At 66.5% G+C, this 26,945-nt stretch carries 20 protein-coding genes; 19 read left to right on the top strand and 1 reads right to left on the bottom strand.

Annotation, left to right across the window (positions count from 1 at the left end):
* Nucleotides 1–518 precede the first annotated feature (518 nt).
* Complete coding sequence (locus AC3XQU_RS04565; RefSeq protein WP_489872957.1) at nucleotides 519–2,099, top strand: isocitrate lyase; 1,581 nt, start codon at nucleotides 519–521, stop codon at nucleotides 2,097–2,099.
* 64 nt (nucleotides 2,100–2,163) lie between these two features.
* The gene (locus AC3XQU_RS04560; protein WP_489872956.1) at nucleotides 2,164–2,829 is read left to right on the top strand and encodes a 3-hydroxyacyl-CoA dehydrogenase NAD-binding domain-containing protein; all 666 of its coding nucleotides are present in this window, start codon (nucleotides 2,164–2,166) and stop codon (nucleotides 2,827–2,829) included.
* Nucleotides 2,830–2,854: 25 nt separating this feature from the next.
* On the opposite strand, the gene AC3XQU_RS04555 is transcribed toward AC3XQU_RS04560, so the two are convergent.
* Nucleotides 2,855–3,577 (bottom strand): 3-keto-disaccharide hydrolase, encoded by a 723-nt coding sequence (locus AC3XQU_RS04555; protein ID WP_489872955.1) that lies wholly within the window; start codon nucleotides 3,575–3,577, stop codon nucleotides 2,855–2,857.
* Between the two features lie 179 nt (nucleotides 3,578–3,756).
* Between AC3XQU_RS04555 and AC3XQU_RS04550 the strand changes: the two genes are divergently transcribed.
* From AC3XQU_RS04550 to AC3XQU_RS04470, 17 genes are all read left to right on the top strand, one after another.
* Complete coding sequence (locus AC3XQU_RS04550) at nucleotides 3,757–5,082, top strand: VWA domain-containing protein (RefSeq protein WP_489872954.1); 1,326 nt, start codon at nucleotides 3,757–3,759, stop codon at nucleotides 5,080–5,082.
* Nucleotides 5,083–5,259: 177 nt separating this feature from the next.
* On the top strand, nucleotides 5,260–7,458 hold the full coding sequence (locus tag AC3XQU_RS04545; protein WP_489872953.1) for an OsmC domain/YcaO domain-containing protein: 2,199 nt from the start codon (nucleotides 5,260–5,262) through the stop codon (nucleotides 7,456–7,458).
* 361 nt (nucleotides 7,459–7,819) lie between these two features.
* Nucleotides 7,820–8,383 (top strand): Pvc16 family protein, encoded by a 564-nt coding sequence (locus AC3XQU_RS04540; protein ID WP_489872952.1) that lies wholly within the window; start codon nucleotides 7,820–7,822, stop codon nucleotides 8,381–8,383.
* A 1-nt stretch (nucleotide 8,384) separates the two neighbouring features.
* Complete coding sequence (locus AC3XQU_RS04535; protein WP_489872951.1) at nucleotides 8,385–9,242, top strand: hypothetical protein; 858 nt, start codon at nucleotides 8,385–8,387, stop codon at nucleotides 9,240–9,242.
* 18 nt (nucleotides 9,243–9,260) lie between these two features.
* Nucleotides 9,261–11,018, top strand: coding sequence for a phage tail sheath family protein (locus AC3XQU_RS04530; protein ID WP_489872950.1), 1,758 nt, complete (start codon nucleotides 9,261–9,263; stop codon nucleotides 11,016–11,018).
* 74 nt (nucleotides 11,019–11,092) lie between these two features.
* On the top strand, nucleotides 11,093–11,551 hold the full coding sequence (locus tag AC3XQU_RS04525; protein ID WP_489872949.1) for a phage tail protein: 459 nt from the start codon (nucleotides 11,093–11,095) through the stop codon (nucleotides 11,549–11,551).
* Nucleotides 11,551–12,051: a phage tail protein gene (locus AC3XQU_RS04520; protein WP_489872948.1), complete on the top strand. Its 501-nt coding sequence runs from the start codon at nucleotides 11,551–11,553 to the stop codon at nucleotides 12,049–12,051. Before AC3XQU_RS04525 ends, AC3XQU_RS04520 begins: the two co-directional genes overlap by 1 nt.
* Nucleotides 12,052–12,055: 4 nt before the next feature.
* Entirely contained in the window at nucleotides 12,056–12,223 is a 168-nt protein-coding gene (locus AC3XQU_RS04515; protein WP_489872947.1) for a DUF5908 family protein, read from the top strand.
* Nucleotides 12,223–12,894: a CIS tube protein gene (locus AC3XQU_RS04510; protein ID WP_489872946.1), complete on the top strand. Its 672-nt coding sequence runs from the start codon at nucleotides 12,223–12,225 to the stop codon at nucleotides 12,892–12,894. Before AC3XQU_RS04515 ends, AC3XQU_RS04510 begins: the two co-directional genes overlap by 1 nt.
* Before the next feature lie 2 nt (nucleotides 12,895–12,896).
* Nucleotides 12,897–14,684, top strand: a complete 1,788-nt coding sequence (vgrG, locus tag AC3XQU_RS04505) for a type VI secretion system tip protein VgrG (RefSeq protein ID WP_489872945.1) — start codon at nucleotides 12,897–12,899, stop codon at nucleotides 14,682–14,684.
* Nucleotides 14,685–14,702: 18 nt separating this feature from the next.
* Nucleotides 14,703–15,002, top strand: a complete 300-nt coding sequence (locus AC3XQU_RS04500) for a PAAR domain-containing protein (RefSeq protein ID WP_489873201.1) — start codon at nucleotides 14,703–14,705, stop codon at nucleotides 15,000–15,002.
* A gap of 4 nt (nucleotides 15,003–15,006) precedes the next feature.
* Nucleotides 15,007–15,438, top strand: a complete 432-nt coding sequence (locus AC3XQU_RS04495) for a GPW/gp25 family protein (protein ID WP_489872944.1) — start codon at nucleotides 15,007–15,009, stop codon at nucleotides 15,436–15,438.
* Nucleotides 15,435–17,234: a hypothetical protein gene (locus AC3XQU_RS04490; RefSeq protein WP_489872943.1), complete on the top strand. Its 1,800-nt coding sequence runs from the start codon at nucleotides 15,435–15,437 to the stop codon at nucleotides 17,232–17,234. The genes AC3XQU_RS04495 and AC3XQU_RS04490 overlap by 4 nt, the downstream gene beginning before the upstream one ends.
* Before the next feature lie 45 nt (nucleotides 17,235–17,279).
* Nucleotides 17,280–19,067, top strand: a complete 1,788-nt coding sequence (locus AC3XQU_RS04485) for a hypothetical protein (protein ID WP_489872942.1) — start codon at nucleotides 17,280–17,282, stop codon at nucleotides 19,065–19,067.
* Complete coding sequence (locus tag AC3XQU_RS04480; RefSeq protein ID WP_489872941.1) at nucleotides 19,057–19,893, top strand: hypothetical protein; 837 nt, start codon at nucleotides 19,057–19,059, stop codon at nucleotides 19,891–19,893. The genes AC3XQU_RS04485 and AC3XQU_RS04480 overlap by 11 nt, the downstream gene beginning before the upstream one ends.
* 18 nt (nucleotides 19,894–19,911) lie before the next feature.
* On the top strand, nucleotides 19,912–22,305 hold the full coding sequence (locus AC3XQU_RS04475; RefSeq protein WP_489872940.1) for a hypothetical protein: 2,394 nt from the start codon (nucleotides 19,912–19,914) through the stop codon (nucleotides 22,303–22,305).
* The gene (locus AC3XQU_RS04470; protein WP_489872939.1) at nucleotides 22,302–26,939 is read left to right on the top strand and encodes a contractile injection system tape measure protein; all 4,638 of its coding nucleotides are present in this window, start codon (nucleotides 22,302–22,304) and stop codon (nucleotides 26,937–26,939) included. Before AC3XQU_RS04475 ends, AC3XQU_RS04470 begins: the two co-directional genes overlap by 4 nt.
* The last annotated feature ends 6 nt before the right edge of the window (nucleotides 26,940–26,945 follow it).

The raw sequence follows: 26,945 nt of genomic DNA, 5'->3' as shown, positions 1-26,945 counted from the left end.
CCTTGCCTCTTCTTTCTCGCACGGCTCGGCACGCGTGCTTTCCTTAACGAAACAACTCTAGCTGGCATGCCGAAAGATGGATTGACCTTGGCCAGGCCGGAACCTGCCGCCGCTTCGAGGGCTCGACGCCTGGCTGTTGAAGTGTGAGTCAGCCAAATTCTGGCTGCAAGCAATGACGCCAAGGATATTGATGATTATCAGCAGTAGAGGGTCGGCAAGTGCGTACGCGGTGCCGACACACTGGCCGATTTCATCCAGGCGCATGCGTTTTCACATCGTGGAATTTGACTGACGCAGTGCAGCATCTTTTGATCCCACTGCGCAGCATGTCGTTTCACATTGCGCGATAGCGTGGGTAACGTATTGATTATTATCGAAAAATTCTTTTTCCGAGTCTTATATAAGACAGAAGAGTTCAGGGCATTCCCGACGTATGATGTTCCCAAGCGATGTCAGTTAGCCGCGCCCAGAAGCGGCAAACGCAGCAGGTTTCGATTCATCTACCTTGGAGTGTCACCATGTCCCAGTACCAGAACGATATCCAGTCCATCAGCACCCTCAAACAGCAGCAAGGCCAAGGCTGGGATGCCATCAATCCCGAGTCTGCTGCCCGCATGCGCGCGCAAAACCGCTTCCAGACCGGCCTCGACATCGCCCGCTATACCGCCGGCATCATGCGCCGCGACATGGCCAACTACGACGCCGATCCTTCCAAGTACACGCAATCGCTCGGATGCTGGCACGGTTTCATCGGCCAGCAAAAGATGATCTCGATTAAGAAGCACTTCAACAGTACCGACCGCCGCTACCTCTACCTGTCGGGCTGGATGATTGCCGCCCTGCGCTCGGAATTCGGCCCGCTGCCGGACCAGTCGATGCACGAGAAGACCGCCGTGGCCAGCCTGATCCGCGAGCTGTACACCTTCCTGCGCCAGGCCGATGCCCGTGAACTCGGTGGCCTGTTCCGCCAACTCGATGCCGCCGAAGGCCCGGCGCGCGCCGCGATCCAGGACAAGATCGACAACTTCGTCACCCACGTGGTGCCGATCATCGCCGACATCGACGCCGGTTTCGGCAATGCCGAAGCGACCTACCTGATGGCCAAGCAGATGATCGAGGCCGGCGCCTGCTGCATCCAGATCGAAAACCAGGTGTCGGACGAGAAGCAGTGCGGCCACCAGGACGGCAAGGTGACGGTGCCGCACGAAGACTTCCTGGCCAAGATCCGCGCAGTGCGCTACGCCTTCTTGGAGCTGGGCGTGGACGACGGGCTGATTGTGGCGCGCACCGACTCGCTGGGCGCAGGCCTGACCAAGCAGATCGCCTACACCCGCGAGCCGGGCGACCTGGGCGACCAGTACAACAGTTTCCTCGACGCGGAAGAGATCTCGCTCGATGCGATGGCCAATGGCGACGTGGTCATCAAGCAGGGCGGCAAGCTGCTGCGTCCCAAGCGCCTGCCGAGCAACCTGTTCCAGTTCCGCGAAGGCACGGGCGAGGCACGCTGCGTGCTCGACTGCATCACCTCGCTGCAGAACGGCGCCGACCTGCTGTGGATCGAGACCGAAAAGCCGCATATCGCCCAGATCGGCGGCATGGTCAAGGAGATCCGCAAGGTGATCCCGAACGCCAAGCTGGTCTACAACAACAGCCCGTCGTTCAACTGGACCCTGAATTTCCGCCAGCAGGTCTTCGACAGCATGCAGGCCGAGGGCGCCGACATGTCGGCCTATGCCCGCGGGCAGCTCATGAGCGCCGAGTACGACGAGACCGAGCTGGCGCGCCAGGCCGACGAGCGGATTCGCACCTTCCAGGCCGACGCCGCGCGCGAAGCGGGCATCTTCCATCACCTGATCACGCTGCCGACCTACCACACCGCTGCGCTGTCGACCGACAACCTGGCCAAGGAGTATTTCGGGGAGCAGGGCATGCTGGGCTATGTGGCCGGGGTGCAGCGCAAGGAAATCCGCCAGGGCATCGCCTGCGTCAAGCACCAGAACATGTCGGGTTCGGACCTGGGCGACGATCACAAGGAATACTTCAGCGGCGAAGCAGCCTTGAAGGCGTCCGGCAAGCACAACACCATGAACCAGTTCTGACGGCTCGTTCGTCGCGCGGCCCGCAAGTGCGGGCCTGTTTTTCCACTTTTTTGAAGGAAAACGGATGAGCAACTTGCATCACGGGCTGCAACCCGGCTTCGCACCTGCCGCAACCAACCGTACAGCGCCCACGGCCCCGCACGCGATCGGGCGGGTCGGCATCGTCGGCGCCAACGAGACCGGCATGGCCCTCGCATTGAACCTGGCCGATGCCGGCGTTCCGGTCACGGTCTTCGAACTCGAACGCACCTCACTCGACGCGGCGTTCGCCAGGGCGCACGCGGCCTGCGACACTGCGCTCGCGCGCGGCCGGCGCACAGGGCTATTGGCGGGCACCGTCAACTTCCATCACCTCAAGGACTGCGACCTGGTGATCGAATCGGTGTCGACGGACCTTGCCGCCATGGGCGAACTGTTCCGCCGCCTCGACCAGACGGTGAAACAAGGCGCCATGCTGGTCACCTGCTCCGCGCCCTCGAAGGTCGAGCATCTTGCCGCCTGTACGCGGCGCATGGGCGAGGTGCTCGGATTGCATCTGTCGCGGCCTGCGCATGTCGGCGAGACCTGGACGCTCGTCCCCGGCAAGGCAAGCTCAGGGCATTGCCTGGCCACGATGGTGGCGCTGGCCCAGAGCCTGGGCAAGGCATGCGTGGTGTCGGGCAGCTGGAGCGCGGACGTCGATCAAGGCGGCACTACCCGCTCGTGGCGCATCGAACAGGCCCAGGAGTAGGGCACGACTGCGCCAGGGCCCGGCCTCAGAGCGGACGCACCCAGATGTTGCGAAAGCTCACGGCGTCGCCATGGTCCTGCAGCTTGACCGGCGCCGGACCGTGCCTGCGGTAGGACGGTTTGCCCGCGTACACGGTCTCGCCCCGCAGGGCGACATGGTTCTGCACGACGACGCCGTTGTGCAGCGCCGTGATGTACGCGGGCGATAGCAACGCGCCCTCGGCGGAGAAACGCGGCGCGGTCCAGATGACGTCGTAGCGTTGCCATTCGCCTGGCTTGGCACACGCGTTCACCAGGGGGATGTGCTGCTTGTAGATGCTCGCTGCCTGCCCGTTGGCATAGGTGGTGTTGCCGGCGCAATCGAGGATCTGCAGCTCGTAGCCGCTGCCCTGGCCGGTCGAAGCGAGGAACAGGCCGCTGTTGCCTCTGGCCTGGCCGCTACCGGCGAGCGTCGCAGGCACGCGCCATTCGAGGTGGATCTGGTAATCCGTGAACAGGCGCCTGGTCTGGATGTCGCCGCTCCCGCCCCGGACCGTCAACATGCCGCCGCCCACGATCCAGTCGGCCGGTTTGCCGGGCGCGGCGGCGGAAACCCATTCGCGCAGGTCGGCGCCGTCGAACAGCACGATCGCGTCCGACGGGGCGCCAGCTGCTGCGCCGGGCGCGACGAGCCTGGGTTCAGGCGACCATACTTCGGTGTCGGCGGGTTTCGGCCCTGGCTGGTCCTGGGCGGCTGCGGTAGCAACCATCGACAGTCCGGCTATCGCTACCAGCATCGTTCGCATCATCGCTCGCTTTTTCGGTCAACAGCCCAAAAGCATAGCATGCCACCCTTGGCGGACTTGCTCATCGCCGTTTATCATCGCCACAGCTGAGCCAGGGTCGAGCGAAGCCCGGGTTCCCGATGCAAGTCAACTGGAGAAAACAGATGCGACAACTTTCGAGAGGCGAGCGACTTCCCCTCGCAGACTACGCGCCGGCCGGCGTCGTCAACGCCAGCCTGTCGGCCAGCGGACTGGCACTGGACTACGCCTCGTTCGCCGTCGATGCTGACGGCAAGCTGTCCGACGACCGTTACATGACCTTCTTCAACCAGCCGACGACGCCCTGCGGCGGCGTGGAAAGGACTGCACAAGGCAGCGGCAGGGATGGCTTTACCTTCCGCCTGGACCTGCTGCCCGCCTGGGTCCAGCGAGTAGTGATCACCGCCAGCATCGACGGCGGCGGCCTGATGTCGCAGCTGGCGCCCAGCTCGCTGGCGCTGGGCGGACCGGGCGGCGAATTTGCCCGCTTCGATTTTTCAGGCAAGGATTTCGCCAGCGAGCAGGCAGTCATGCTGGGCGAGTTCTATCGCAAGGATGGAGGCTGGCGCTTCATGGCGGTCGGGCAGGGATTCAACGGCGGACTGCCGGCGCTGGTGCAGTATTTCGGCGCCGACGTCGCGCCAGATGCCGCGCCGGCTGCTCCGGCCGCCGCGGCGCAGCCGGCCATCAGCCTGGAAAAGCGCGTCGAAGCCAAGGCGCCGCAGCTGGTCTGCCTGGTGAAGTCGGCCGGCGTCTCGCTGGCCAAGGTCGGGCTGCAGGAGCACCGCGCCAAAGTCTGCCTCGTGCTCGATATTTCCGGCTCGATGGGCAGTCTCTACGGCAAAGGCCTGGTGCAGCGCTTCGCCGAACGCATCCTGGCGCTGGGTTGCCGCTTCGACGACGATGGCGAGATCGATGTCTTCCTGTTCGGTAAAAACGTCCATCAACCCGCGCCGATGGGTTTGTCGAACTGGACGGGTTACGTGGCGCAGGCCATCAAGCGCCATCCGCTGGAGGGCGACACGCGCTACGGCGCCGCCATGGAAGCGGTGCGACGCCACTATTTCCCCGATGGCCGCGGCGGCGAACGCAGTTCGGTGCATGCCGCGCCGCTGCCGGTGTATGTCATGTTCGTCACCGACGGCACCACGTCGGACAAGCCCCTGACCGAGAAGCAGTTGCGCTGGTCCAGCCGCGAGCCGATCTTCTGGCAATTCATGGGGATCGGGAAGGGCAAGAAGTCGAAGAACAAGCGCCTGGCCGACTTTGCCGATTCCGATTTTCCTTTCCTGGAAAAGCTCGATGAACTGGGTGGGCGCCTGGTCGACAACGCGGACTTCTTCTCGGTGGCGAGCCCGGACGAGCATCCGGATGCGGCGCTGTACGACCTCTTGATGACCGAATATCCCGGATGGGTCAGGCAGGCGCGCCGGCTTGGGCTGCTGGTCTAGGATTCAAGCCGGGCGCGCATGTTAAAATACGGGCTGCCGCGATCTGCGTGCAGGCCAATGCCAACGTCCTGTCCAGCCCTGTCCTCACAGGGCTTTATTTTTTTGCACCGACGCTGTTCCCTCATGCATGCGGGATAATCGGCGCACACTTCTCAAGCACCCATTTGGAATTCTATTATGGAAATCAAGGTCAACTTCCTCGACAAGCTGCGCCTGGAAGCCAAGTTCGACGACTTCACCGTGATCGCCGACCAGCCCATCCGCTACAAGGGCGACGGCTCGGCGCCTGGCCCGTTCGACTATTTCCTGGCCTCGTCGGCCCTGTGCGCCGCCTATTTCGTCAAGCTCTACTGCGACACCCGCAGTATCCCGACCGAGAACATCCGCCTGTCGCAGAATAATATCGTCGACCCGGAAAACCGCTACCGGCAGATCTTCAAGATCCAGGTCGAGCTGCCGGCCGACATCTCGGACAAGGACCGCCAGGGCATCCTGCGCTCGATCGACCGCTGCACCGTGAAGAAAGTGGTGCAGGCGGGCCCCGAATTCGTGATCGAGGAAGTGGCGAACCTGGATGCCGACGCGCAGGCGCTGCTGACGCTCCAGCCGGATGCGCATGCCAGCACCTATATCGTCGGCAAGGACCTGCCGCTGGAGCAGACCATCGCCAACATGTCCGGAAAGCTGGCCGACCTGGGGATCAAGATCGAGATCGCGTCCTGGCGCAACATCGTCCCGAACGTATGGTCGCTGCACATCCGCGACGCGCATTCGCCGATGTGCTTTACCAACGGCAAGGGTGCGACCAAGGAAAGCGCCCTGGCCTCGGCCCTGGGCGAATACATCGAACGCCTGAACAACAACCACTTCTATGCCGGCGCCTTCTGGGGCGAAGACATCGCCAAGGCGGACTTCGTTCATTACCCGAACGAACGCTGGTTCAAGCCGGGCAAGAACGACGCCCTCCCGAGCGGCATGCTGGACGAATACAGCCTGGGTATCTACGATCCGGACGGCGAGCTGCGCGGTTCGCACCTGGTCGATACCAACTCCGGCAATGTCGAACGCGGCATCGTGGCGCTGCCTTTCGTGCGCCGGTCCGATGGCGAGACCGTCTATTTCCCGTCCAACCTGGTGGAAAACCTGTACGCCAGCAATGGCATGAGCGCCGGCAATACGCTGGCCGAAGCCCAGGTCCAATGCCTGTCCGAGATTTTCGAGCGGGCGGTCAAGCGCGAGATCATCGAGAGCGAGATGGCCCTGCCGGACGTTCCGCAAGCGGTGCTGGCGAAATACCCGGGCATCGTGGCCGGTATCGCGGCGCTGGAAGAGCAGGGCTTCCCGGTCCTGGTCAAGGACGCTTCGCTGGGCGGCACCTACCCGGTCATGTGCGTGACCCTGATGAATCCCAAAACCGGCGGCGTCTTCGCCTCGTTCGGCGCCCACCCGAGCTTCGAGGTGGCGCTCGAGCGCAGCCTGACCGAACTGCTGCAGGGCCGTAGTTTCGAGGGCCTGAACGATTTGCCGCAGCCGACCTTCGCCAGCCATGCGGTGACCGAGCCGAACAACTTCGTCGAGCATTTCATCGATTCGAGCGGCGTGGTGTCGTGGCGCTTCTTCAGCGCCAAGGCGGACACCGATTTCGTCGAATGGGATTTCACGGCGCAGGGCGGCAAGTCCAATGCCGAAGAAGCCGCGACGCTGCTGGGCATTCTCGAAGAGATGGGCAAGGAAGTCTATACCGCGGTGTACGACCAGCTCGGCTCGGTGGCCTGCCGCATCCTGGTGCCGGGGTATTCCGAGGTCTATCCGGTCGAAGACCTGGTCTGGGACAACACCAACAAGTCGCTGCTGTTCCGTGAAGATATCCTGAACCTGCATCGCCTCGACGACGCGGCTTTGGCGGCGCTGCTCGAACGCCTGGACAACAACGAACTGGACGAGTATTCCGACATCGCGACCCTGATCGGCATCGAGTTCGACGAGAACACCGACTGGGGCCAGCTGACGGTGCTCGAACTCAAGCTCCTGATCCACCTGGCCCTGCAGCAGTTCGAGGAAGCGCATGAACTGGTCGGCGCCTTCCTGCAGTACAACGACAACACGGTCGAGCGCAGGCTGTTCTACCAGGCCCTGAACGTGGTGCTGGAGGTAAGTCTGGATGACGAGCTGGAGCTGGACGATTACGTCGTCAATTTCCGCCGGATGTACGGCAATGCGCGCATAGATGCGGCGCTGGGTTCGGTGGACGGCAGCGTGCGCTTCTTCGGGTTGACGCCGACCAGCATGCAGCTCGAAGGCCTCGACCGTCACCACCGCCTGATCGACAGCTACAAGAAATTGCACAAGGCGCGCGCCAAGGCTGCGGCGAGTTAAGGCCCAGAGAGCCAAGCAGTCGAACAGAGCCCCTGGTTTCAGGGGCTTTTTTTTATCCAAAGCAACGCTGAAAACAAGCCGGAACAGCGCGCGATCGCGATCGGATTCGATCGATTCATTCTCCCCTATTCTAAATAAAAACGTCGATTAATGCGACGTATTTATTATTCATCCGATTATGTAAAACAGTAATTTTACACGTCATTTTACATGTAAAAAAATAGTTCGAATAATATGTTGACGCTTCCGTCTAAAAGTTTCATATTACGTTCCCGAAGCAGGTGGTAACGAAAATAGAAACGATTAATAAAGACCCTTTTTCCTTTAATGGGAACGGTGTCGATTTAAAGCGGCGGCTGCAATGATTGACCTGGCAATAACCCATATTGCATTCGAATTGAACGAGTATCTCCGGCCCTTGGCAATCGACCGCAAGGACATGGCGATCGTGGCCAATCCGGCGGGCGCGGAAGCTGCCGAGAAGCTGACCAATAACATGGTTGCGATGTTCCTGGCTGGCGTCGAGCGCGATACCAATCCGGCCCGCAGCGGCGACAGTCACGCATTGGCACGCACCGCGCCGACCTTCCTCAATCTGTACCTGATGGTAGCGGCCAACTTTACTGGATCAAGTTATCCAGATTCCCTCAAATACCTGTCGCGCGTGATCGCTTTCTTCCAGCAGCGTCCGGTATTCGACCGCAATTCGAGCCCGGCAATGGATGCGGGCATCGAAAAACTGGTATTCGATATGGAGAATCTGGATCGGCGCGAGCTGAATAATATCTGGGGCATGTTTGGCGGCAAGTATATTCCCTCGGTGTTATACCGCGTACGGATGGTCAGCATCGATTCCGATAGCGTCACCGGCCGCCGGCATACCGTTTCGGAACCGAAGGTCGTGGTCTATGCGAAAGGGAATTGACATGCCCTCATCGTACGGATTGCTGTTTCGCCTGTCGTTCGGCCACGCATTCTTTGCCGACGGCGCCCTGCGCGCCTTGCGCATCGTGCCGGTTCCCTCCTGCTTCGAGATGCTGCGCAGGGCAGGCGTGCTCTTGCGCGCCCAGGGCGACGGGGTGGCCGCCTTTGGCGACGCACAGGCAGTCGGGCGCCTGCGCCTGCATATTGCCGAGACCGGCGAGCCGCTGCGGATGGCCTTCCAGGTGTTCTTTACCGACCCGCATTTCTTCGAGTACACCGTGCCCGCCTGGCCAAGAAACACCGTGCTGTTCCTCGATACCGCCCACGCGGTGGCCGATGCTGCCGGCTGCCAGCGCCTGCACGCCGGCCCGTTCGTGCCGGAATCGGCTTTCGTCGGGCGCGACGATGCCAGCCTCGAAGCCATCCTCGGCAAGCGCATCCTGGCGCCGGCGCCGGCCATGGTGGTCCAGGTCGGGGTCTCGACCGGCTTGCTCGATACGGAAAATCCCGCGCAGCGCCATTTCCATGTCCGCTTCGACGCCGCCTCCATCCACTGGAAATACTGCCTGTTCGGAGCCAACGAGGTACAGGCCGGCGTCGTCGACCTGGCGGGCGAGGTGGAATTCGACCATTACGCCGACGTCAACATTGCCGACGACCGGCGCGCCCATGTGTTCCTGTCCAGGCGCGCGATCCCGATGCGGGAAGTGTCGCCCTCGCGTTTCCAGTTGCGCGCCCTGTCGCCGGCCGGGGACAAGGTACTGATCAAAAGAATGCCCAATGCCAGCATGGGCAAGCGTTTCCGTGAAAGCAGGGACGGGAACGAAATTCTGGTCTCGGAAATATTCATCAACCATTAATCCATCGGAGCTGAGAACGTGGCTTACAAAACCCCCGGCGTCTACATCGTCGAAAAAAATGCCTTCCCCAATTCGGTGGTCGAAGTTGCCACTGCCGTTCCCGCCTTTGTCGGCCATACCGAAAAGGCGGATAACCGGGGCAACACGCTGCGCAACAAGCCCTGGCGCATCAGCTCCATGACCGAATTCGTCGAGTATTTCGGCGACGAGCCGGAAACCCGCTTTGCACTCAAGCGCGCGGAAGCGACGCCGGCCTCCGGCGACCAGCCGGCGGTCGACGCCCTGCATGCCGACTTCGCGGTCCCGGCGCCCGGCGCTTCGCCCCCGCGCAAGGAGTATGCGATCGAACGGGCGACAGCCCAGTACTGCCTGTATGCCAGCATGCAGCTGTTCTTCCAGAATGGCGGCGGCCCCTGCTATATCGTGTCGGTCGGCGACTACGCGCAGCCGCTCGATGGCGGCAAGCTCGTGCTCGGCGTCGAACATCTCAAGAAAGAAATGGAGCCCGCGCTGGTGGTCGTGCCGGAGGCGGTGATGCTCGGCAGCGAGGCCGACTGCATCTCGGTGCAGCAAGCCGTGCTCCAGCATTGCGGCGTCGAGATGAAGAACCGGTTTGCCATCCTCGACGTCTATAACGGCTATCTCGAGCGTTCGATGCCCGACCCGATCGACGAGTTCCGCGACCATCTCGGCACCAACAGCCTGAAATTCGCCGCCGCCTATTATCCGTGGCTGGAAACGACGATCGTCAAGGAAAACGAACTCAGCTACAGGAACATCCACGACGACACCCGCTCGCTGCTGCTCGACCTGCTGCGCGCCGACCTGCGCCTGGGCGAGGTGCCGGCCGATCCGATCCCGAAGAAGAACTACGAGGAAAAGAAGCAGGCCCTGGCCCTGATGGACGACAAATGGTATGTGGCCAAGGAGGTCGGTGGCAGGCACGTGCTGCTCGACCCCAAGGAATTCGATGCCGCCCAGGCAGCAGCGGACAAGGCCCCCTACATCAGCTACGACGATGCCAGGACCAGGCTGGGCGAGGCGAGCACCGACGATGCCAGGGCCAAGGCCCTGAGCGCGGAGCAGCTGGCCGACGCGAAGGGAATGGTCGACAAGGCGCGCCTGCAGGTGCACCAGCTGCTGTCCAAGTCCAGCCCCTTGTACAACACCATGCTGCGCACGATGGCGTTCAAGCTCAACCGCCTGCCGCCGAGTGCAGCCATCGCCGGCCTGTACACCAGCGTCGACAACGCACGCGGCGTCTGGAAGGCGCCGGCCAACGTCAGCCTGAACTCGGTGGTCGCGCCGAGCGTGAACATCAGCCACGAAGAGCAGGAAGACCTGAACGTCACCACCGGCGGCAAGTCGATCAACGCGATCCGCTCCTTCATCGGCGCCGGCGTGCTGGTATGGGGTGCCCGCACCCTCGACGGCAACAGCCTGGACTGGCGCTACGTCAACGTGCGCCGCACCATGATCATGATCGAGGAATCGCTGCGCCTGGCGATGGCGGCCTATGTGTTCGAGCCGAACACCGCCAATACCTGGGTCACGGTCAAGGGCATGGCGGACAACTTCCTGACCGGCATCTGGAAACGCGGCGGCCTGGCCGGCGCCAGCGCGGCCGATGCCTTCTCGGTACAGGTGGGCCTGGGCAGCACCATGACGAGCGAAGACATCCTCGAAGGCCGGATGAACGTCAGCATTCTGCTGGCGCTGTCGCGCCCGGCCGAGTTCATCGAGCTCACCTTCCAGCAGCAGATGCAGAAATCCTGACGCAGCGCGGCCGGCGCTGCCATCGGCGGCGCGGCGGCGACACCATCAAGTAACGATAACCGAAGGAGGATGTGATGGCGGAAGACGGAGCAAAACAATCAGCGGCCTTGTGGCCTTTGCCGAAGTTTCACTTCCAGGTGAAATGGGATGCGCAGGTCATGTCGTTCCAGGAAGTGAGCGGACTCGATATCCAGTCCGAGGAAATCAAGTACCGCAGTGGCGACAGCCCGCTGTTCTCGGTGATCAAGATGCCGGGCATGACCAAGTTCGGCAACGTCACCATGAAAAAGGGCATCTTCAAGGGCGACAACAAGTTCTGGGACTGGATCAGCCAGATCAAGATGAACACGGTCAAGCGCCTGCCCATCACGATCAGCCTGCTCGACGAAGAGGGCAAGCCGACCATGGTCTGGACGCTGTCGAATGCCTGGCCGACCAAGGTCAGCGGCACCGACCTGAAGGCCGAGGGCAACGAGGTGGCGATCGAGACCATCGAAATCGCCCACGAAGGCCTGACCGTGGCCAACGCCTGATGATGGAACCGGTCAAGAAGACGGCCGCCGCACACCTGGCCGAGCAGTTCGGCGACGTGTACCCGGCGCCCGCCTTCTACTTCAAGGTCGCGTTTGCGGCCTCGGAGTTGCGCGGCGATTCCTCGTTCCAGGAGGTGTCGGGCCTGGGGTCGGAGCTGGCCTTCGAGGAGTTCCGCGAAGGCGGCGAGAACCGCTACGTGCATCGCCTGCCGACCGGCGTCAAGCACCCGCCTCTGGAACTCAAGCGCGGCATCGACTCGGTCGATTCGCCCTTGGTGCAGTGGTGCCGGGCCACCATGGATGGGGAAGGGCTGGCGCGCATCCGAACGCTGCCGCTGGCCGTGTACCTGATGAACGTCGACAAGGTGCCGATCCGGGCCTGGCAGTTTGCCGACGCCTTCCCGATCAAGTGGGAGTTCGACGCCTTCAATTCGACCAAGAACGAAGTGGCAATCGAAAAAATCGTGCTCAGCTATTCGTATTCAACCAGGATCATTTAGCGCCATGTCCATCGAAATCCGCCAGATGCTGATCAAGTCGCAGGTAGTGCAGCGCGCCGCCGACGGCGAGCCCGCGCGCGAAGCCGCGCCACAGGCACAGGTTCCGCGCGATTGGCGCGCCGAGTGCCGCCGCCTGATCGCCGAAGTGCTCGACGAGCGCAAGGAACGCTGATGTCCGGCGCCAAGCAAAGGCTGAGCATTCGCCAGTTTAATACCCAATCCAACACGGTCGCGTCCAGCCCGGTATTCAAGGCGATGCTCAATCCCGCCAAGTACAGCCGCACGTACAACATGGCCTACACCGACGAGCCGCCGCTGCAGGACGGCACCGTGCCCGAGCGCCGCATCAAGGACGTCGAAGGCGATACCCTGGAATTGGACGAACTCGTGCTGGACGGCACCGGCATCGTCGACGCACCCGCCGGCACGGGCGACGTCGACCGCCAGCTCGCGCTGCTCAGGAGCGTGCTGCACGACCCGGCGGGCGACGGGAATGTGCGTCATGCCGTGGTCGAGATATTGTGGGGCACGATGTCCTTCCAGGGCCGCTTGAGCTCGATGAAGGTGGACTACACGCTGTTCAGTTCATCCGGCACGCCCCTGCGCGCGCGCGTCAAGCTGGCTTTCAAGGCCTACGAAAAGAGCAGCGCCAAGCTGGCCAAGGGATCCGGCGCGCCGCAGACGCGCCAGATCCGCCTGGTCGGCGGCGACAGCCTGCCGCTGCTGTGCTTCAAGGCTTACAACGACCCCGCGCTGTTCCAGGCCGTTGCCCTGTTCAACGGCTTGACCACGATCCGCCGCCTGCATCCGGGCGAAGTCCTGACCTTGCCGAAACGGGGCTGACCATGGCCGTCTCTCCCATCCTCGACAGCGACGGCGATACCCGCGTCAGCATCTACAGCGGCGGACGCGCGATCGACCCGGCCATCGCGGTACTGCACCTGGAGGTGACCCATGCGGTGAACAAGGTGCCCGGCGCGCGCATCGTCGTGGCCGAAGACGACGAAGTGCGGGGGCGCCTGCCGCTGTCGGATTCCGACCTGTTCAAGCCAGGCCAGGAGATCCGCATCGCGGCCGGCTACGGCAGCCGCGAAGCCACGATCTTCGAGGGTGTGGTGGTGTCGCTGGGCATGCGCAGCAGCGCAGGTAGCCCGAGCCTGGTGATCGAATGCCGCGACAAGGCGCTGGCGATGACGCTCGGGCGCAGGTCGGCCAATTACGTCGACGCCAGCGACGGCGAGATCCTGCCCAAGCTGATCGCGGCCTACAGCGGCTTGCGTGCCAGCGTCGAGAGCACCGAGGTGACCCACAAGGAGCTGGTGCAGTACGAGGTAAGCGACTGGGACTTCATGCTGGCGCGCGCCGAGGCCAACGGACTGGTGGTGGTGGTCGAGGCAGGCAAGGTGACGGTTGCGCCGCCAGCGACGGGCGGCGCAGCGCCCTTGCTGCTGACCTTCGGGGTCGACCTGATCGCCTTCGACGCCGACCTCGACGCGCGTACCCAGCTGGGCGTGGTCGACAGCGTGGCCTGGGATCCGGCCACGCAGGAAATCGTCACCCATGCCGAGCGGCCGAAGGCGCTCAACGCCCAGGGCAACCTGGACGGCGCGGCGCTGGCCAAGGTGCTGGACCTGGCCAGTTACCGGATACAGTCGGCGGTGCCGCTCGGCGCCCAGGGCCTGAAGGCCTGGTCGTCGGCGCGCCAGATGCGCGCCGGCCTGGCGCGGGTACGCGGGCGCATGCGCTTCCAGGGCAGTGCGCTGGCCAAGCCCGGCACCCTGGCCAAGCTGGCCGGCGTGGGAAAACGCTTCGAAGGCGATACCTGGCTCAGCGCCGTGACGCATACGCTGTCCGGTGGCGACTGGATCACCGAGGCCGAATTCGGACTGGCACCCGACAGCCTGTCGGAGCGCCACAACCTGGCCGCACCGATGGCCGGCGGCCTCACGGCCGGTGTGTCCGGCCTGCAGATCGGGGTGGTCAAGAAGCTCGACGAAGATCCCAACAAGCAGTTCATGATCCAGGTCGCGGTGCCCGTCATGCAGGCCGAGACCGACGGCGTATGGGCGCGCCTGGCCAGCTGCTACGGCTCCAGCGGCGTGGGCAGCTTCTTCATCCCGGAAATCGGCGACGAAGTGATCCTCGGTTTCCTCAACAACGACCCGTCGCACCCGCTGGTGCTGGGGAGCCTGTACAGCAGCAAGCGCGCGCCGCCCTACCAGCTCGCGGCCGGGAACAACCTGAAGGCGATCGTCACCCGCAGCAAGCTCAAGATCGAGTTCGACGAGGAAAAGAAGGTCGTGACGGTGCTCACCCCGGCCGGCAACAAGGTCGAATTGAGCGACGACGCGAAAACCATCACGCTGCTGGACGAGACCGGGAACAAGCTGACCCTGGCCCCCGGCGGGATCACGCTCGACAGTCCCAAGGACATCGTGCTCTCGGCCAAGGGCAAGCTGAGCATCGATGCGGTCGGCAACGTCGAGATCACCAGCAAGGCCGATCTCAAGGGCACGGCCCTGAACATCAGCAGCCAGGCCAGCATGGGCTTTACGGCCAAGGGCGCCACCAGCGCGGAACTGTCGGCCACCGGCCAGACGACCGTCAAGGGCGCCATGGTCATGATCAACTAGGAAGCACAGGACTTGTCTATGCCACCAGGCGCCCGCATCACCGACCTGCACGTCTGCCCCATGGTCACTCCCGCCTTGCCGCCGATCCCGCACGTGGGCGGTCCGGTCATCGGCCCTGGCGTGCCCACCGTCATGGTGGGCAAGATGGTGGCCGCGGTGGTGGGCGACGCCTGCACCTGCGTCGGGCCGCCCGACACCATCGTCAAGGGCTCGGCTACGGTCATGATCGGCGGCAAGCCGGCGGCGCGCGTGGGCGACACCTGCGCCCACGGCGGCAGCATTGCGCTGGGCTGCCCCACCGTCATGATCGGCGGCTGACGGCATGAGCGCGGACGCCGGCAATTCCTTCCTCGGCAGCGGCTGGGCCTTTCCCCCCCGGTTCCGGCACGACGGCCGGCTGGGCATGGCCAGCGCCGAACAGGACATCCGCGAGAGCCTGCTGATCATCCTGTCGACCAGTCCGGGCGAGCGGGTGATGCATCCGACCTTCGGCTGCGGCCTGCGCGAACTGGTATTCGAGAGCGTCGACGAAAGCCTCAAGACGCGCATCCGCGACCTGGTCGTGCGCGCGGTGGCGCAGTTCGAGCACCGGGTCGAGCTCGAGCTGGTCGCGGTGCACACCGACGCGCTCGACGAGGCGCTGCTCAAGATCGAGCTGGCCTACCGCGTCCGCGCCACCAATACGGCGGCGAACATGGTGTTTCCCTTCTATCTCGCCGATGGGCAGCAGGTTCCGGCCGAGGGCGCGCGATGAGCGGGCGTGGCGGCACGGCCCAGGCCCAGCGCATGCCGGCGGCCCTGGCGCCGCATTACATCGACGTCGACGAATTGAGCCTGTCGCAGTTGCTGGTCATCGCGCTCGACGGCGCGCGCCGGGTCGGCTTCGAAGGGCGGGCGGCCAACGCCAGCTGGGAAGGGTATTTCAGACACGACGAAGTCATGGTGATGGCCGAGATCCTGGCCACCCGCGTGCCGGCCGCCGCGGCCCGCTTCGAAGCAGCACTGGCCCGGCACGGTTCGGGCGCGGCCGGTGCCCCGGCCGCGCAGATGCTGGGCCACTGGGTCGGCCGGCTGCGCCGCTGGTCCGACGTCCTGCTGCGCCATGGCGGCGTGCAGGGCGCCGACCTGGGGTCGGTGCTGGACACCCTGCTGCGCCAGCTCAAGCCCGACCTCGATGCCGTGGACGGCGCCGGCGCCGCGGGAGATGGGCCGCTGCTGCGCATCGCCTTCCACCAGGTAATGAAAGCCCTCGACATGGCGCAGCGGGCGGCCAGCGGGCACCTCCCGGAAGCGCTGCAAAGCGGGCGGCACGATCCCGGCGTGGGCATGCTCATTGCCTTCGCCCAGCTGTACCGGCGCGCACAGGAAAAGCTCAACCGCTTCACCGAACGCCACCTCGATTTCTACTATGACCAGGTGCTGCGGGTGCGGCCGCACGGCGCCGAGCGCGACGCCACCTTCCTGGTGTTCGAGGCCGCGCCGGCCGGGATCGCGATCCCGATCCCGGCCGGCACCCGCTTCCTGGCGCCGTATGACCGCAGCGCCCCGGAACTCGAATACGAGACCGGGCACGACATGGTCGTGACCGACGCCCGGGTGGTGGCGCTGCATACGGTGTACTTCGAGCGCAACCGCCTGAGCAGCCCGGAATCGGGCTTGTACGAGCGGGTCAATGGCCTGGAGCGGCGCTACCCGACCGCCTGCCGGATCAACCCGATCGCCGTGGGCGGCCAGGACGCGCCGCGCAGGGAGGCGGACTGCGTGGCCGCGCCGCTGTTCGGCGCGCCACGCAATGCGACCACGGCGCCGCCGGGCAAGGCGGCGCGGCTCGGCTTTGCGCTGGCCAGCAACGTGCTGCTGATGCGCCATGGCGAGCGCAAGGTCGAGGTCGTCCTGCACCTTGGCCGCGACGCCAGCTGCCCCGACGGCCGGCTGCGCGAGCGGATGGCCAAGGTGCGCGCCGAGGTCGTGGCGGGCATCAAGCGTGCCGATGGCGACGGCCCCGGCGCGCAGGCCGGCAAGTCGATCGAGGACGAGATCACCTACCGGATCCTCAACCGCATGTTCAGGATCGGCATCAGCGGTAGCGCCGGCTGGATCGCGATTCCCGAATACAGCGCGCGCTACGTGCCGGGCGAGGGCGGCGCCACCGATACCCTGGCGCTGAGCTTCCACCTCGGCGCCGAGGCCCCGGCGGTGGTTCCCTACGCACCATCCCTGCATGGCGAACAGTATCCTTGCGACGTGCCGGTGCTGCGCGTCGAACTCAATGCGCTGGCTTACGTTTATCCCTATGGGCTGCTGCGCGGCCTGCCGCTGGTGCGCGCCGACATCGCCGTCGAGGTGAGCGGACACCGGGCACTGGCGCTGCAGAACCAGATCGGACTGCTGTCGGCGGCGTCGCCCTTCCAGCCTTTCGGCCCCCTGCCTGCGGCCGGCGCCTACCTGATCGCGGGCAGCGCCGAAACCGCGTGCAAGGACCTGACCGGCTTCGAGCTGGTGATGGAGTGGGGCGGCCTGCCGCGCACCGTGCACGGCCTGGGCACCTAATACGCGGGCTACGCCGATGCAAGCCGGGGCAACCCGTTTCGCGACGTGCGCGCCAACCTCAGCGTGCTGTCCGACGGCGCCTGGGTGCCGCTCAAGGAGAGCGAACGGCCCATGGTGACCCTGTTCGCCGCCGCCCCCGGGCCAAGCGGCGAGCCGCTGGCGGCGCGCCGGGTGCGCTTCGACCGCCTGCTGCCGCAGGGGCGGCGCGTCAAGCGCGTGGACGATCTGGCGCCCTTCGTCTACACGCCCGGCACGCGTGGCGGCTTCGTCAAGATCACGCTGGCCGGCCCCGACTTCCTGTTCGGCCACCGCGACTACCCCTTCGTCCTGGCCGACGCCCTTGGGCATAACGGCCAGCCGCGCAACCGCGGGCGGCTGCGCGACCTGCCCGAGCCGCCCTATACGCCCCAGCTCGACGCCATCTGGCTCAATTACCGGGCCAAGGCCAGCATCACCGCGGCGCCCGGCGCGGCGGGCGAGGCTTTCCTGCGCCTGTCGCCGCTGGGCTGGGATGCCGCGCGCGCCGGCGGCGAGGGAGGCGACCTGCTGCTGCCGCGCATCGACGACAGCGGCAACCTGTATATCGGCCTGTCGGCCAGCGACCTGCGCGCGCCGCTGACCCTGTTTTTCCACCTGCGCGAAGACGCGCTGCCGATGGTCGAACTGGCCAGCCGCGTGCTGCGCTGGTCCTACCTGGCCGGCAATGTCTGGCGCGCGTTCGCGCCGCATGCCGTGCGCGCCGATTCGACCCACTCCTTCCTGCGCGCGGGCATCGTGACCCTCACGCTGCCGCCCGACATCAGCAGCGACAACACCGACCTGGCGCCGGGGCTGTACTGGCTGCGGGTCTCGTGCGACGTCGACCTCGACCAATTTTGCTCGCTGTATGGGGTCAGCACCCACGCTGCGCAGGTGGTGCGCGACCTCGACGCGGTCGAGGCGCCGCTGGCGCCGGCCTCGATCCCGGCCGGAACCATCACCCGCGCGCGCCAGGTGATCCCCGGGCTGGGGCGGGTGACCCAGGTGAGTCCTTCGTATGGCGGGCGCCTGGCCGAGAGCCGCCACGAGCTGCGCCGGCGTACCGCGGAACGCCTGCGCCACAAAGGCCAGGCCATCACGCCGGAAGACTACGAACGGCTGGTGCTCCAGCAGTTCCCCGAGATCGACCGGGTCAAGTGCTTTGCGAACCTGTCGGTCGCGCGCCGGCCCAAGGGCGATTGCTGCCCTGGGCATGTACTGGTCGTCGGCCTGCCTGCCTGCCGTTCCGATGGCCACCTGAGCGATTTCCCGCGCCTGAACGGCTACCTGGTGGGAAAGGTCAGCGAGTTCCTCAAGGCGCGCATGTCGCCTGCGGTCACGCTCGAAGTGGTCAATCCGGTCTACCAGCACATCCAGGTGCGCTGCACGGTGGTGGTGCGTGTCGGCGCCGACCCGGGCTGGTATGTCAACGAGCTCGATTCCCTGATCTCGGACTTCATTTCGCCCTGGAGCCGGTTCGGCAATACCAGCCATTTCGGCTGGAGCATCCGGCGCCACGACATCGAGTCCTTCATCCTGGCCCAGGACGGCGTGCTGTCGGTCAGCGGTTTCTCGATGCTCAGCGTGAGCGGACGCGACCTCGACCTGTTTTCGCTGAAGGACACGGCCGCGCCAGGATCGACCGGCGAGCCGGTGATCGAGCCGGCCTATCCCTGGAGTATCGCCGTGCCCAGCAGGCGCCACCACATCACGATCCAGCATGCCGGCGCCCTGGCGAGCGCGACACCGGCCGGCATCGGGCAGTTGGAGATCGGCAGCACATTCATTATTGGAGCCAGACGCGATGAAAAATAGACCCCGGACCGAGCTCAAGGCGCGGTTTGCCGAAGGCAGCAGGCCGTCCATGAGCGATTTCGACGTGCTGATCGACTCGACCATGAACATCAACGACGACGGCATCGAACACAGTCCCACGCGCGGCCTGTGCCTGACCCAGACGCAGGGCAAGGAGCGCCGCCTGCTCAGCTTTTCCCGGCAGGGTGCGGACCAGGCCTGGACAATGGGGCTGGACGAGAGCGGACGCACGATGGCGTTCGAGGTGGCGTCCCCCTACGGCGCCGATCACCTGCCCGCCGCCGCGGTCAGGGAAAATGCCGTGCTGACGCTGATGGCGCCCGCCGCCGACGATGCCGCGCCCGGTGCGGCAGCAAGCGAGGTACAGGACGCCCCGGCACGCGTCGGCGTCAATAACCGCAAGCCGGACTACGAGCTCGACGTGCGCGGCACGGTGGCGTCGAGCGCCCGGCGCGGCGTGGAAGGCGCGCCGGTCCTGGCCGATGGCGACTGGCACACGATCCGGGCGGGACTCGACGGCTGCATCGCCCTGGAAGTGGTGGCCGGCACCGGCAGGGAGGGCAGCGGCAAGTACGCGCTGATGCACGCTTTCGCGCTGAAGGTATTCGACGGCAAGGGCGACATCAGCTACCACCGCACCCATTACGGCGCGCGCCGCCATCGCCTCGAACTGCGCTGGCTCGAGCAGGCGGGCGGCCACGGCTTCGACCTGCAAATCAAGGTCCACTGCCATTACGGCGCCGGTGTGGTGATCCGCTACCACATCACCGAGCTGTGGGACGATCCCTTCATGGCCAGGTGCAATCCGGCCGTGGACAAGCGCTGAGCGGCAAGGTAGCCCCTTATGGCCGAACACGATTTCCCGCCAGTGTCCACCAGCCCCATCGGCCTGGACTTCGCCGCCCTCAAGGCCGAAGGCATCGACGCCCTGCAGGGCCTGTGCAGCGCCGTATGGACCGACTACAACCTGCACGATCCGGGCGTCACGGTGCTCGAGCAGCTGGTGTACGGGCTGACCGACCTTGCCTACCGTACCGAGTTCGAGGTCGCCGACTACCTCACCGGTCCCGATGGCAGGATCGACTACGAGGCGCTGGCCCTGTACGCACCCCGGGAGGCGTTCCACGGCCAGGCGCTCACCGTCAACGACTACCGCCGCTTGCTGTACGACGCGATTTCTTCGGTGAGCGAGATCTGGGTGCGCCCGCTCGGCAATGGGCAGCTGGCGATCGATGTCGCTCTTGCGGCCGAGTTCCAGACGCCGAATGGACGCGCCGACGCGGCGCGGCGGGTCAGGAACCACTACGCCAGGCACCGCAACCTCTGCGAAGACCTGCGCGAGGTCACCGTCCTCGAACCGAGCCCCTGGTACCTGGAGGGCGATATCGAATTGCGCGGCGAGCGGGCGCCGGCCGACATCCTGGCCCAGATCCTGTTCGACTGCCGCCAGCACATATCGGCCGGCATGACGGTGCACCGGCTGCGCGACGTGGTGGCACAGGGCATGCCGCCCGAGGTCGTCTACGCGGGACCGCCGACCGCGAACGGCTTTGTCACGATCGGCGCCGACCCGCCCCAGGAATGCATCGTCACGATCAGCGAACTGGTTGGCGTGATCGGCCGCATCGAGGGCGTCGCCCGGGTGCGCAGGCTGGCGTTTCGCGGCATCGACGGGCCCAGCCTGGAAAAAATCAGCTGCGACACCCGGGACGGGCGCTACCCCTGCCTGCCTTTCCCCGAGAACGAAGCGTGCGGCTTCCTGCGGCTGCATGCCGAACACGGCGCGGGCCATGGCGCGGGCGCCGCATCGGCGCGGATGCGCAACCAGTCCTTCCATGAAGATGCCAGGCACGCGCTCAAGAAACTGAGCTTCCACCGCAATGCGTTTCGTTCGGCGCCGGACGACGGCCCCGCCTTTCCCTTGCCGGCGGGCCGTCACCGCCCGCTGGCCGACTACTATTCGGTGCAGCACGATTTTCCGGCGGTGTACGGCATCGGCGAGTACGGCGTGCCGCACTCGGCGGGACCCGAGCGCATGGCCCAGGCCCGCCAATTGAAAGGCTACCTGTTCCCGTTCGAGCAGCTGATGGCGAACTTCCTGGAAAACCTGCAGCAGCTCCCGACCCTGTTCTCGGCGCGCGACGAGGGCGGCGCCAGCTATTTCGAGCAAACGCTGTCGAACCGCCAGATTCCCGGCATCGAGGAGCTGCTGTTCGAGCAGGAACACACCGGACCCGGCGCTCTGCAGGACCAGGACGATTGGTACGGCCGCAAGGGCCGCGTGCTCGACTACCTGCTGGCCATGCATGGCGACGCCTTCCCGCAGGACAGGCTGCGCCGCTTCGACCAGTACCACGCGCACGATACCGAACGCTGGCTGCTGGGCGCCAAGGCGCAACTGGTGCGCAGCCTCGTCGCACTGAGCGCGCGCCGCGGCGCAGCGGCCAACGTCCATGCCGGGGGCGACGGCGAGGATGGCATATCGGTGCTCGAGCAGCGCGTGGCCATCCTGCTGGGACTCGATGCCGGCCAGGCGCCGGCCCGTTCCGGCATGCCGTGGAGCGGCGCCGCGCACGAGATGGTGGGGGCGCAGGCGCGCCCACGCGCGCCCGAATGGGAAGGCGTCGCTGCGCAAGCGCCCTTGCACAGCCTGGACGCGGGCCTGGCGCCGCCGCCGGACGCATTCACGCCGGCCTTCTTCCGGGCCGGCGTAGTGCTGGACAACTACGCGATCGAACCGGGCGAACATGAGGTCGGGCTGTATTGCGGCAGCGGCGAAGCCTGGAGCCTGGTTGGCCGTTATCCTGACCGGCCAGCGGCGATCCGGGGCGCGCATGCCTGCGCCGCCGCGCTGGCGCGCGCCAACGAAGCATGCGAACGCTTGCGCATCGTCGAGCACGTCCTGCTCTGGCCGAGCGGGGCGGTGCCGCTCGAAGCGGATTTCTATGACTCACGCATGAGTGTCGTGCTTCCCAACTGGACGGCGCGCTGCGTCGACGGCGACTTCCGCCGCTTTGTGCAGGACACCGTGCGCCAGCATTGCCCGGCCCACGTGCACCCGGTCTTCCTGTGGCTGTCGCCAAGGCGCATGGCAAGCTTCGACACCCTAAGGCAAGACTGGAGCGGCGCGCTGCGCGCCCTGCACAACGGCCGTGCCGACCCGGCGCTGCAGCAAGCGTACAACCGCGCCGCCAGAGCCCTGGGCGCCTTCCTGGGCAAGCAGGGGCGGGGGCGATGAACCGCCACCTGATCGAGGAACTGGTGTTCGACATTGCGGTCGACGGGGCCAGCATGGCCATGCAGGAGGAAGCGTACTTGCGCCGTCTCTTGAGTTCGACCCTGCTGCCGGTGGTCGAGGACGTGTTCGATGCTCTCGACAGCGGCGACGCGGTGCTGGTATTGCCTTCGCTGGAAATCGACCTGGGGGCGATCGTGCAGGGCGACTATGAAGACACCGCCGCCACGCGCCTGCGCGCCGCGCTCGACGACGCCCTGCAGCGGGCGCTCGCCGAGGCGCGCCAGGCGGGCGGGCCGCAGGTGCCCGCAGGCGCCGCCGCCAGCGAGGGCGCGGCGCGCATCGTCAGCCGCCAGGACGCGGAATTGTCGCAGCTGGCATGCTTTATCGAGACCGGCACCATGCCCAGGCACGCCGATGCCGGGCAGGGGCGCCTGCATGAAGCGCTGCTGGCGCGCCTGCTGGCGCGCGGCGGCCCGGCCCTGCCTGCGATGCTGGTGCAGGCACTGGAAAACCCGTGCGGCGCACGCCGCCTGGCCACCCAATTCCCGGAGCGCCAGCTGCTGGCCGTTCTGCGCCTGCTGGCCGGCCCCGCGGCGCCCACCTTCGAAGCCATGCTGGTTCAGTTGAAACAGGCTTGGCCCGGCGCGGATGTGAAACAGGCTGCGTGGATACAGGTGCTGGCCGCATGCAGCGGCGCAGACATGGCGGATGCGCAGGCAAGCTGCGCCCGTATCCGCGCCGAGCCGGCGCCGGCGCGAGTTGACGTGAACATCGATATTGCCGTGCTGGCGCATTTTCTCGATACCGGGGCGCTTCAGGGGGCGCGCGCCGAAGGGGACCTGCCGGCGCACCAGGCCGTGCTCGCGCGCGTGATGAGGGCCGGCGCCGAAGCGGCTCGCCCCGTGCTGGCGCGCGCGTTGCGCGATCCGCTCGGGGCGCGCCGGCTGATCGAACAGTTCCCCGAGCATCAGCTGATGGCGCTTGTGCGCAGCCTGGCCGGCGCGCACGCCCGCCACTTCGAAGCCCTGCTGGCGCAAGTCGCCCCGGCGGGCAGCCTCGTGCACCGGACCGACGCCATCGCGCAGGTGTGGTTGCGGGTACTTGCGGCGTGCATCGAGCAAGCTGGCACCGGTGCGGAGGCGGCATGTGCAGGCATCCGCGCCGCGCTGGTCAAACCCGCCCCCACATCCGGGGTGCGCGCGGACGCCGAGCTGCTGGCGCATTTCCTCGACACGGGCGTGCTTGCGCCTGCATCGAAGGACGCGCAACAGCCTGCGCACCACGCGGTATTCCAGCGCTTGCTCGCGGGCGGCAGCAATGCGCTACGGGCGGTGGTGGCAGGGGCACTGGTCGAGGCGCACCGCGCGCGACGGCTGTTGGCGCAATTTCCGGAGCACCAGCTGCTGGCGCTGCTGCGCCGCCTGGCAGGCACCGATGCCATCCATTTCGAAGCGGTGCTATCACAGGCAAGGCAGCAGCAGGGCTCGTTCGAGGCAGCTGTGCCGGAACAGGCCTGGCTGCAGGTGCTTGGCGCCTGCACCGGGCCGGGCGCGATCGACATCCCGGCAGCATGCGCACGCATTCGTGCAGAGCTCGGGCTTGCCGACGGCGCGGCGCATGCGCCTTCGCTACCGGACCTGGAGGCGCTGGCGCTCTGGCTCGACGCCGGCGTGCCGCCGCCCGCGTCCGCCGGCAGTGGCCGCCCCGCCCACGAAGCGGTGCTCGGTCGCGTGCTGCGGGACGAGAGCGCCGGCATGTGCGCCCGCCTGGCACGCATGCTTGCCTCGCCGCCGGCGGCATGGCGGTTCGTCGAATCGTTCCCGGAAGCCCTGCTGCGCGCGGCCGTACGGCGCCTGGCGGGGGCGTGCGCGGCGCCTTTCGAATCCCTGCTGGACGAAGCAGGGCAGTGGGCGGCAGATCGAACCGGGAACGTGGCGCCCGCGATCCGGGCGCAGGTGCTTGCCGCCTGCGGTGGCGTTGTCGATCTTGCCTGGGCGGAAGCGGCGTGCGCCCATATCCGGGCAGCCCATGCAGCACCGCACGTCCAGCCACGGGCCGAGCCGGACATTGCCGCCATCGCGCAGTATCTGGTGAGCGGCGAGCTGCCTCCTGGTGCCGGCGGCCCGGCAAGCAGGCACGCGTACAAGACGCTGCTCACCCGATTGCTGGCGAGCCGCTCCGAGTCTTTGTGGCCCGTGTTGTCCGCGGCATTGGCCGACCCGTCCAGTGCCGTCCGATTGGTCGAGCAGTTCCCCGAGCCTGCGCTGGTGGATTTGCTGCGGCGCACCGCGCCGGCCCAGGCTGCGCAGTTCGAGGCATTGCTGGTGCAAGCCGGGCACGCTGTAAGCCAGGAGAGCATGGCGGCATTGTGGCGCCAGGTCTTGGCCGCATGCTGCGCCCGGCCGCTGTCCGCCGCCGGCATCGATGCAGCGGTGGCGGCGATCCGGGCAGCGCTGGAGAAGGCCTCACCTTTTGCAGCCGGCACCGACAAGCGCCACCGGCAAGGGCTGCGTCAGGAAGTGCAAGAGCCGGCCGGCGTCCCTGGCCGCCCGGCGCTTGCGCCCGCGTCAAGCGCGGCGCCCGGCCCTGCGCTGCAAACGGCAGTGGAGCCGCCGGTTCGTCACGCCCCGAACGATGGACAGGAAACGTCTTCCCATGGCACGCGCCTGGCGATGTTGCAGCAGTTCCTGGAAAACGGCCATCTGCCGCATGCCGCTGCCGTCGAAGAAGGGTCGCAAGCACACGAAACGCTGCTCGATCATCTGCTCGAGCACGCGGATGCGGACTTGTTCCGCAGCGTCGCACACGCACTGGCACATCCAGCCAGCGCAGCCAGGCTGCTGACGCAGTTCCCGCGACGCCAGCTCGCCGCCCTGGGCGCGCAGGCCGCGCCGGGCTACGCCCCCGCACTCGAACGCCTGTTGCAGCGCCTGGCCGCGGCGCCGGCAGGCGAAACACCGCGCGAGGCCACGACGCGCAGGCGCCACGTGCTCGCCGCCTGCGCAGCCCGCCCGCCGGTGCAGGCCTGGCCGGGAAGGGTGTACGCCGCCATCGCACTGGAACTGCACGGCCCGGCCGCTTCACCATCGGGCATCGCGTATGCGCATTGCACTGGGGCTGCTTGTACGCAAACACAGCTGCCATGGCGCGCGCATCCGGACGAGCGCGAGGCCAGCCGCGCGCTGCTACGCCTCGCCGGCCTGCTCGGTGCATTCCGCCCCTTGTTTGATGGAAGCGTGGACCTGACGCCGGCGCCCACGGCCTTCCCTTCCGGCCACGGGCTTGTCCTGCGCGAGCGCGCAGACATGGCGCGTCGCCTGCACGGGGCCTGCCATGCGCTCGAAGCCGTCGTGGCGGGCGGCGCGGACAGCCCTGCCCAGCTGCGCTCGTCGATCGAGGCGCGGATCGCCGCCAATCCCGCCATCCCGGCACAGCGGCGCGCAGCCTTGCTGGACGCGATCGACGCCGGACTGGACGAAGCGGCCGAGCCGCGCCGTTTCCTGGGTGGCGTGCTGGAAGCGCTCGCCACAGGCGCGCCGCTCGACCTCGACGCGCTGCTCGCCGCCGGCCCGGCGTCCGACACTCCGGCGCAGATGCTGGCAAGCGCCCTGGCTGCAGCCGACGCCGGCGCCGCCCGCGTGCATTGGCAGGCGCTGCTCGATTCCCATGGCCCTCAGCTCGCCGCCGGCTTGCGCCATTACGCACGGAGGCCGGCGCTGCGGCGCGCCCTGGCAGAGGCTTTGCCGACCGCGTTTCTCATCGACCTCGCCGGCCTGCTCGACGCCGGGGCGCCATCGATCCTGCGCGATGTGCTCACGCCCACGCGGGCCCTGCAGGATGCCGTCGGCCATGGCGCCGCGTGGACCGGCTGGACGGCCCGCTGCCGCCAGCATGCGCTGGCCACGCTGGCCGGCGGAGAGGCAGGAGCGAGCGGGATGGAGCCGGCTGCTTTCCTGCGCGCCGTGCTGCCCCCGCCGGAGGGCGGGCGGCATGCCGCAGCGATGGCTGCGCTGCCGGCGCGCTTCGCGGGCGCGCATCCGGTGGCCCGCCTGGCGGCGCCACGTGCAGCCGCGCTCCGTCGCCATCACGCGTCGGAGCCTTTGCCCGCAGTTGCGGACGCCGTCGACTTGCTGGTGGTGGGCAACGCCGGCATGGTGCTGGCTGCGCCCTACCTGCCGCGCCTGTTCGCAGCGCTCGATCTGACGGTGGACGGCAGGTTCGTCGACGAGGGGGCGGCCGAGCGCGCCGTCCACCTGCTGCAGTACATGGTCACCGGCGAGTCGGAAACGCCTGAATACCACCTGGTGCTGAACAAGATCCTGTGCGGTCTGCCCACGGCGACGCCGGTGTGCGCCGGCATCGACGTCACCCAGGCGGAGCGGGAATGCGTCGAAGGACTGGTCCAGGCCATGGTGGCGCATGCCAAGTCTTTCGGCAGCTGTTCGGTGGGCGCCATGCGCCAGACCTTCCTGGCGCGCCAGGCCGACCTGCAGCTGCTTGAGGATGCATGGCAGTTACGGGTCCATCCCGGCGCCTTCGACATGCTGCTCGACCGCCTGCCCTGGGGCTATTCCATCGTCAAATTCAACTGGATGGCGCGGCCGGTCCATGTGACCTGGCGCCCGGCATCATGAAGACCG

The sequence above is a fragment of the Telluria sp. AZSoR62 genome (assembly GCF_058111565.1).
Note: the sequence above shows the minus strand (reverse complement) of the source record. Positions and strands in the feature narration are given on the sequence as shown.